The organism is Actinomadura logoneensis, assembly GCF_003428695.1.
In the GTDB taxonomy this organism is placed as follows: Bacteria; Actinomycetota; Actinomycetes; order Streptosporangiales; family Streptosporangiaceae; genus Spirillospora; species Spirillospora logoneensis.
On sequence record NZ_QURH01000944.1, the window covers coordinates 1 to 7,949 of the forward strand.

The following is a 7,949-nucleotide window of genomic DNA, read 5'->3' on the forward strand; positions in this document are numbered from 1 at the left end:
GCCGCACCCCCGGTCGAGGGGGTGGCGGCGCGGCCTCCTACAGGTGGGAATCCATGGGCCAACTCTTCGACTTCACCGAGGTCTTCAACAACCTCGACAAGATCGCCATCAGCTTCTGGGCGACGATCCGGCTGGCCGCCGTGACGGCGGTGCTGTCCATGATCCTCGGCACGGTGTGGGCGAGCTTCCGGGTGTCCCCGACACCGGTGCTGCGGGGCGTCGGCACGTTCGTGGTGAACCTGCTGCGCAACACCCCGCTGACCCTGCTCGCGGCGTTCTGCATCTCCGCGCTGAGCGACATCCTGAAGTTCCACTTCTCCGATGTGCCGTCCGTCAACGGCTACTGGTGGGCGGTGACCGCGCTGTCGGTCTACACCTCGGCCTTCGTCGCCGAGGCGCTGCGGTCCGGCATCAACACCGTCCCGCTCGGCCAGGCCGAGGCGGCCCGCTCCATCGGGCTGACCTTCACCCAGTCGCTGCGCATGATCATCCTCCCGCAGGCGTTCCGGTCGGTGATCGGACCGCTCGGCAGCGTGCTGATCGCCATGATCAAGAACACCACGGTGGTCGGCGCGATCGCCTACGGCGTCGAGGCCGCCTCCGAGATGAAGGCGTTGTTCTTCGACCTGGGCGCCACGCTGCCGATGTTCATCGGCTTCGCCGTCGGCTACCTGGTCCTGACCCTCCCGGCCGGGTTCTTCTTCGGCTGGCTGTCCAAGCGAATGGCGGTGGCGCGATGAGCCGCGACGAGGCGACCGTCCTGTTCGACGCGCCCGGGCCGCGCGCCCGGCGGCGCAACATGATCCTGACCGTGGTCTCCGCGCTGGCGATCCTCGGGATCATCGCCTACGTCATCTACGCGCTGGGCGACAAGGGCCAGTTCGCCAAGGTGAAGTGGGAACCGTTCACCAAGTGGGACGTCTGGCGCACCTACTTCATCCAGGGCACGATCAACACCCTGAAGGCCGCGGCGGTCGGCACCGTCCTCGCGCTGCTGTTCGGCGCGGTGTTCGGTCTCGCCCGGTTGTCGGACCACCGGTGGATCCGCGTCCCGGCGGCGGCGGTGGTGGAGTTCTTCCGCGCCATGCCGCTGCTGATCCTGATCTTCCTGGCGTTCTTCGTGCCGGCCACGGTCAGCCCGATCATCGCCGACGGCCCGCTCGGCAACTTCCAGCGGATCATGGTGGAGAACGTCTTCTCGATCTTCGGGGTGACGATCAACAACGGCACGGTGACCGTGCCCGCGTTCGCCGCCGTGGTGTTCGGCCTCACCCTGTACAACGGCTCGGTGCTCGCCGAGGTCGTCCGGGCGGGCGTGCAGTCGATCCCGCGCGGGCAGTCCGAGGCGGCGTTCGCGCTCGGCATGCGCAAGAACGCGGTGATGCGGCTCGTGCTCCTGCCGCAGGCCGTCACGGCGATGCTGCCCGCGATCGTCAGCCAGATCGTGGTGCTGCTGAAGGACACCTCGCTCGGTTTCATCATCGGCTACGAGGACCTCACGTCCTACGGGTTCAAGATCGAGCCGGCGAACTTCTCCAACCTGCTGCAGGCCGCGATCGTCTGCGCGGCCATCTACATCACGATCAACCTCATCGTGAGCCGGATCGCGACGTGGCTGGAGGCGCGCAGCCGCCGCAGCCGCAAGTCGATCGCCACGATGAGCGGCGACATGAGCGCGCTGCCCGGCGCGGGCATGGGATCCGGCGCGGTGGACGCCTCCTGACGGCCGTCCGGCCCTGCCTTCCGAGGGGCGTCTCCGGGGAATCCGGGGGCGCCCTTCGGGGTTTCCGGGGACGTGACGTACGACGTGGACGGGACCGCAGCGGAGAGCCAGGCCGTCGATGTGGCGGTCGTGGGGGCCGGGCAGGCGGGGCTGTCGGCCGGGTACCAGCTGCGGCGGGACGGCGTGGACTTCGTGATGTTCGACCACGCGCCGCGTCCGGGCGGGGCGTGGCAGTACCGGTGGCCGACGCTCACCCTGGGGAAGGCGCACCGGATCGCCGACCTGCCGGGGATGCCGCTGGGGACGCCCGATCCGGCGCGTCCGGCGTCCGAGGTCGTGTCGGAGTACTTCGGGCGTTACGAGCGGGAGTTCGGGCTCGGTGTGCGGCGTCCGGTGGACGTGTCGTCCGTGCGCGGCCTGCCGGACGGACGGTTGCTGCTGACGACCTCTGAGGGCGACTACGCGGCCCGGTACCTGATCAACGCGACCGGGACGTGGGAGAAGCCGTTCTGGCCGCGCTACGCCGGAATGGAGACGTTCCGGGGCCGCCAGCTGCACACGCACGAGTACCGGGGGCCGGACGGGTTCGCCGGGAGGCGGGTCGTGGTGGTCGGCGGCGGGGCCTCGGGCGTCCAGGCGCTCCTGGAGATCGCCGGGGTGGCCGCCGAGACGCGCTGGGTGACCCGGCGTCCGCCCGAGTGGGTCGAGGGCCCGTTCGACGAGGAGCTGGGCCGCGCGGCCGTCGCGAAGGTGGACGAGCGGGTGCGGCGCGGCCTGCCTCCCGGCAGCGTCGTCTCGGTCACCGGGCTGATCCTGACGGACGAGGTGCGGGCGGCGCGGGCGGCCGGGGTGCTGCACCGGCTGCCGATGTTCGAGCGGATCACGCCGTCCGGTGTGGTGTGGGCGGACGGGTCGTCCTTCGAGGCCGACGTCATCCTGTGGGCCACGGGCTTCCGCGCGTCACTGGGGCACCTGGCGCCCCTGGGGCTGCGCGGTCCCGGCGGCGGGATCGTCATGGACGGCACGCGGGTGGCCGCCGATCCGCGCGTCCATCTGCTGGGGTACGGACCGTCGGCGAGCACGATCGGGGCGAACCGGGCGGGCCGGAGCGCCGCCCGCGCCGTCCGCCGGGCGCTGCGGGGCGGGGCACTGGAGGGACAGGAGGGGCGGGACGGGCGGCGCGGTTCCGCCGGTGAGGTGCGGCACACTCCCGGGCAGACGGGACGGACCGCCACAAATCCATCGGATGGGCGTCCAGAACCTCCGCACCGTCGGCAGCGCGGGGAAATCACCCCGGCCGCCTGACTTCTCCCCGCTGAGCGGCTCGTATCTTTCCGGCGGCAACTGCCCCGTCATGGCCCCAACCGATCCTCCGATGCGGGACGATTCGCATATGACCGCTCGTGCGACCCTTCCCTATGGCTCATGGCCGTCTCCCATCTCCGCCGCCGACGTCGCCCACGCCCGACTGCGGATCGGCTATCCCAGTGTCTCCGGCGACGACGTGTGGTGGCAGGAGACCAGGCCGGAGGAGGGCGGCCGGACGACGGTCGTCCACCTGGCCGAGGGCCGCCGGACCGAGCTGCTGCAGGCCCCCTACGACGCCCGGACGCGCGTGCACGAGTACGGCGGGCGGTCATACCTGCCGGTGCCGGTCGGCGGCGGCCACGCCATCGTGTTCTCCAACTACGAGGACCAGCGGCTCCACCGCCTCGACCCGGGCGACCCCAAGCCGTACCCGCTGACGCCCGAGCCCGCCCGGCCGGGCGGCCTGCGCTACGCCGACTACGTGCTCTCCCCCGACGGCACCCAGGTGTGGTGCGTCTGCGAGGGGCACACCCCGGACGGCATCCGGCGCGCGATCGTCGGCGTCCCGCTGGACGGGTCCGCGGCCGAGGACGCCTCGGCGATCCGCGAGCTGGTCAGCGGCGCCGACTTCTACGCCGCGCCCACCCCGTCCCCCGGCGGCGGGCACCTGGCGTGGGTGCAGTGGAACCATCCCCGGATGCCCTGGGACGGCACCGAACTGCGCGTGGCCGCCCTGGAGAACGGTGAGGCGGTCGCGCCGCGCACGGTCAAGGGCGGCCTCACCGAGTCCGCGCTCGCGCCGCTGTGGCGCGACGACGAGACCCTCTACGTGGTCTCCGACTGGCCGGGCTGGTGGAACATCTACCAGATCGGGCTGCACGGCGAGTCGGCCCAGGCGCTCTACCCGGCCGAGGAGGAGTTCGCCGCACCGCTGTGGACGCTCGGCGGCAAGCCGTACGCGATCCTCGAGGACGGCCGGCTCGCCGTCCTGCACGGCGAGGGCGACCTGCGGCTCGGCCTCTACGACCCGGAGACGCTGGAGCTGACCGACCTGGACCTGCCGTACACCGACTGGCGTCCGGCGCTCACGGTGTCGGGCTCCACGGTGCTGGGCGTCGCGGGCGCGCCCGAGGTGCCCGCCTCGGTCGTCCGGGTCGACATGACGACCGGGAGGGCCGAGAGCCTGCGCCGCGAGCTGGCCGAGCCGCCGAACGCCGCCTACCTGTCCATGCCGCGCGCCGAACGCCTCGAAGGGCCGTTCGGACGTCCGGTGCACGCGCTGGTCTTCCCGCCGTCCAGCCCGGACGCGCAGGGCCCGGAGCACGAGAAGCCGCCCTACGTCGTGTTCGTGCACGGCGGCCCGACCGGGCGCGCGTCCAGCACGCTGGACCTCGAGCGCGCGTACTTCACCAGCCGCGGCATCGGCGTGGTCGAGGTCAACTACGGCGGATCGGCCGGGTACGGGCGCGCCTACCGCGAGCGGCTGCGGCGCCAGTGGGGCGTCGTGGACGTCGAGGACGCCGTCGCCGCCGCGCGCGCCCTGGTCGACCTCGGGATCGCGGACGCCGAGCGGCTGGCGATCCGGGGCGGCAGCGCGGGCGGCTGGACGACGCTCGCCGCGATCACCACCACGGACCTGTTCGCCGCCGGGACGTCCTACTTCGGGATCAGCGACCTGGCGTCGTTCGCGTCGTCCACCCACGACTTCGAGTCGCACTACCTGTTCGGGCTGATCGGGCCGCTGCCCGGATTCGAGCGTGCCTACGAGGAGCGCTCGCCGCTCGGGCACGCGGGCCAGGCGTCCTGCCCGGTGCTGCTGCTCCAGGGCCTGGACGACCCGATCGTCCCCGCCGACCAGTCCGCCCGGTTCGCCGAGGCGCTGGACGAGCGGGGGGTGCCGTACGCGTACCTGACGTTCGAGGGCGAGTCCCACGGGTTCCGGCGCGCCGAGACGGTCATCACGTGCCTGGAATCGGAGCTCGCCTTCTACGGACGCACGCTCGGATTCGAGCCGATCGGCGTCGCGCCCATCGAGCTGACGACCTGAGGAGAATTCCCTCCGGAAAAGGGAAACTGCGGCGCGCCCGGAGGCACGCCGCAGTTTTTCTCTGTCCGGGTCACCCAGCGGTCTAGGCCCGCTTGTCGGCAGCCGACCTCAGGTTGTAAACGTCCTTGTCGAAGTACGGCGAGTAGGACCGCCAGGAGACGCTTCCGCCCTCCTGGTAGCCGCCGACCACACCGTTGACATAGCCGGTGTGCGACTTGGAGTTGTACCAGAGCAGCCAGGGGCTGCCGCTGGTACCGCCGTAGAAGCCCGTGCAGTCCATCCGGATCTGGTACTTCCACTGCCTGGCCGTCTTGGTCTTGCAGAAGATCGGACGGTTGCTGCGGCTCGGGTAGCCCGCGATGTTCACCCAGTTGCCGACACCCTGGTTGATGGCCAGCTTGTTGTAGCCGACCACCTGCTCGATCTTCCGGCCACCGCGCGGGTACACCGCGATGAAGCCGTAGTCGAGGTCCGGGTCGCTGTTGGACGCCCAGCGCTTGTCCACCATCAGCATCTTCGCCGACCAGATGCCGTACGGCCGCTTACCGTTGTCGAACTTCGGCACGAACGCCACGTTGTGCGAGTAGCCGCCGCCGCGTCCGCCGTGGATGCAGTGCGCCGCCGTCAGCAGCAGGCTCTTCGAGTAGCTGTGGACGACGCTGGCCGTGCAGTAGTGGTTGCCCTTCCCGTTGTTGAAGAACACGGCGCCGACGGTGGGGATGCCACCGAACGCGGCGGACTTCGGCACCGCCTGCGCCGTCACGCTCCGCTCGCCCACCTGGGGGCCCGCCGGCGCCGCCGCCTTCGGGCCTCCGACCGGGGTGGCCGAGGCGAGCCGCTGCGGCGTCCAGTAGCTCTCGGCGTCCTGCGCCTCGGTCGCGCCGATCCGGAGGTCGGTGGAGGTGTCCTCCACCGTGTGCGTCCTGGCGTGGCCCTGGCTGACCAGAACCGCGCCCGTGGTGACCGCCGCGACTCCCGTGACCGCTACGACCGCATAGGTAACCCGCATCCGACCCTTTCGCATTCGCCCGAAAATACCGACTCCGTCGTCACGCCACAACGCGAATGATCATTCTGGTCCGGAAACCTAACCGGACGATCGGGATCCGAACAGCGGAGGCACCGGGCGCAGACCCACTCCATGCCGTCGCTTGGCACCAGGCTCGCCCGGCCCGGAGGGACCTTCCCCGGCCCGTGCGTCCCCTTCAAAGCGGTCTGCCCGCCGAGCCGACGTGGGGAGTCGGCCCGGCGGGCTGACCGCGGGCCGCCCCGCGGTCAGCGGACGCGCGCTCAGCGGCCCCGGGGTCAGCGGGCGAACTCGGTGGCGCGGGACTCTCGGACGACCGTCACCCGGATCTGGCCGGGATAGGTCAGCTCGTCCTCCACCTGCTTGGCGATGTCGCGAGCGATCACCTGCGCCTGGATGTCGTCCACGGAGTCGGGCCGCACCATCACGCGGATCTCCCGGCCCGCCTGCATGGCGAACACCTTCTCCACGCCGTCGTGCTTCTCCCGGGCGATCTGCTCCAGCCGCTCCAGCCGCTTGACGTACGCCTCCAGCGACTCGCGGCGCGCCCCCGGACGGCCGCCGCTGATCGCGTCCGCCGCCTGGGTGATGACCGCCTCGACCGTCCGCACCTCGACCTCGTTGTGGTGGGCCTCGATGGCGTGCACGACGTCCTCGTGCTCGCCGTAGCGCCGGGCGATCTCCGCGCCGATCAGCGCGTGGCTGCCCTCCACCTCGTGGGTGAGGGCCTTGCCGATGTCGTGCAGCAGCGTCCCGCGCTTCACCACGTCCGCCGGGAGCCGCAGCTCGTGCGCCATGATCCCGGCGATGTGCGCCGACTCGACCAGGTGCTTGAGCACGTTCTGCCCGTAGGACGTGCGGTACCGCAACTGGCCGAGCAGCGCGATCAGCTCCGGGTGCATCTCGGTGATGCCGAGCTCGACCAGAGCGTCCTCACCGGACCGCACGCAGAGCTGCTCGACGTCGGAGCGGCTGCGCTCGTACACCTCCTCGATGCGGGACGGATGGATGCGGCCGTCCAGCACCAGCTTCTCCAGCGTCAGCCGCGCCACCTCCCGGCGGACCGGGTCGAAGCAGCTCAGCAGCACCGCCTCGGGGGTGTCGTCGATGATCAGGTTGACGCCGGTCGTGGACTCGAAGGCGCGGATGTTGCGGCCCTCGCGGCCGATGATCCGGCCCTTCATCTCGTCCCCGGGCAGGTGCAGGACGCTGACCACCGACTCGGCGGTCTGCTCGGCGGCGACGCGCTGGATCGCCAGCGTGACGATCTTGCGGGCGCGCTTGTCGCCCTCCGCCCGCGCCGCGTTCTCGATCTCCCGGGTGAGCGGCACCGCCTCCCGCTTGGCCTGGTTCTCGATCGCCGCGACCAGCTCGGCCTTGGCCTGCTCGGCGGTCAGCCCGGCGGTCCGCTCCAGGACGGCCCGCCGCTCCTCCTCCAGCGTCGCCAGCTCCTCCTTGCCGGCCTCCAACGCCTTCTTGGCCTCGTTCAGGCGTCCTGACCACTCCTCCAGCCGCCGCACCTCGGCGTCGAGCCGCTGCTCGCGCTCGGCGAGGCGGGCCTCGCGCCGCTCCAGGTCCTCGCGCAGCGTCCGGAGGTCCTCGCGCAGCTCCCTGGCCTCCTCCTCCAGCTCCGCGCGCGCCGTCCCGGCGTGCCTCTCCGCCTGCGCCTCGGCCTTGGCGACGATCCCGCGCGCGTCGTCGCGGGCGGCGCGGCGGATCTCCTCCGCGCCCTCGCGCGCCGTCCGGCGGATCTCGTCGGCCTCCGCGCGCGCCGCGCGGCGGACCTCGTCGGCCTCCTCCCGGACCGTCCGGCGGATCTCGTCCGCCCCCTCGCGGGCGCGCCC

Annotated in this window: 6 protein-coding genes; 4 read left to right on the forward strand and 2 right to left on the reverse strand. The window is 71.7% G+C overall.

Annotated features, from left to right (window positions below; genetic code table 11):
• The first annotated feature begins 53 nt into the window (after window positions 1-53).
• The 4 genes from DZF91_RS31880 to DZF91_RS31895 all read left to right on the forward strand — a co-directional run bounded on the left by DZF91_RS31880 (window position 54) and on the right by DZF91_RS31895 (window position 5,078).
• On the forward strand, window positions 54-740 hold the full coding sequence (locus DZF91_RS31880) for an amino acid ABC transporter permease (RefSeq protein WP_117360774.1): 687 nt from the start codon (window positions 54-56) through the stop codon (window positions 738-740).
• Window positions 737-1,723 carry an amino acid ABC transporter permease gene (locus DZF91_RS31885; RefSeq protein ID WP_117360775.1) on the forward strand — a complete coding sequence of 329 codons (987 nt, stop codon included), beginning with the start codon at window positions 737-739 and terminating at the stop codon, window positions 1,721-1,723. The genes DZF91_RS31880 and DZF91_RS31885 overlap by 4 nt, the downstream gene beginning before the upstream one ends.
• Window positions 1,724-1,795: 72 nt before the next feature.
• Complete coding sequence (locus DZF91_RS31890; RefSeq protein WP_235834709.1) at window positions 1,796-3,028, forward strand: NAD(P)-binding domain-containing protein; 1,233 nt, start codon at window positions 1,796-1,798, stop codon at window positions 3,026-3,028.
• 88 nt (window positions 3,029-3,116) lie between these two features.
• On the forward strand, window positions 3,117-5,078 hold the full coding sequence (locus tag DZF91_RS31895) for a S9 family peptidase (protein WP_117360776.1): 1,962 nt from the start codon (window positions 3,117-3,119) through the stop codon (window positions 5,076-5,078).
• Between the two features lie 82 nt (window positions 5,079-5,160).
• Here the strand turns inward: DZF91_RS31895 and DZF91_RS31900 are convergent, their stop codons facing one another.
• Complete coding sequence (locus tag DZF91_RS31900; RefSeq protein WP_147341486.1) at window positions 5,161-6,087, reverse strand: trypsin-like serine peptidase; 927 nt, start codon at window positions 6,085-6,087, stop codon at window positions 5,161-5,163.
• A 296-nt stretch (window positions 6,088-6,383) separates the two neighbouring features.
• Window positions 6,384-7,922 (reverse strand): ribonuclease Y, encoded by a 1,539-nt coding sequence (gene rny / locus DZF91_RS31905; protein ID WP_117360779.1) that lies wholly within the window; start codon window positions 7,920-7,922, stop codon window positions 6,384-6,386.
• Window positions 7,923-7,949 lie beyond the last annotated feature (27 nt).

Coding starts and splice junctions, on each gene's coding strand:
- DZF91_RS31880 (WP_117360774.1), top strand. CDS start 54: ATGGGCCAACTCTTCGACTTCACCGAGGTCTTCAACAACCTCGACAAG.
- DZF91_RS31885 (WP_117360775.1), top strand. CDS start 737: ATGAGCCGCGACGAGGCGACCGTCCTGTTCGACGCGCCCGGGCCGCGC.
- DZF91_RS31895 (WP_117360776.1), top strand. CDS start 3,117: ATGACCGCTCGTGCGACCCTTCCCTATGGCTCATGGCCGTCTCCCATC.
- DZF91_RS31900 (WP_147341486.1), bottom strand. CDS start 6,087: ATGCGGGTTACCTATGCGGTCGTAGCGGTCACGGGAGTCGCGGCGGTC.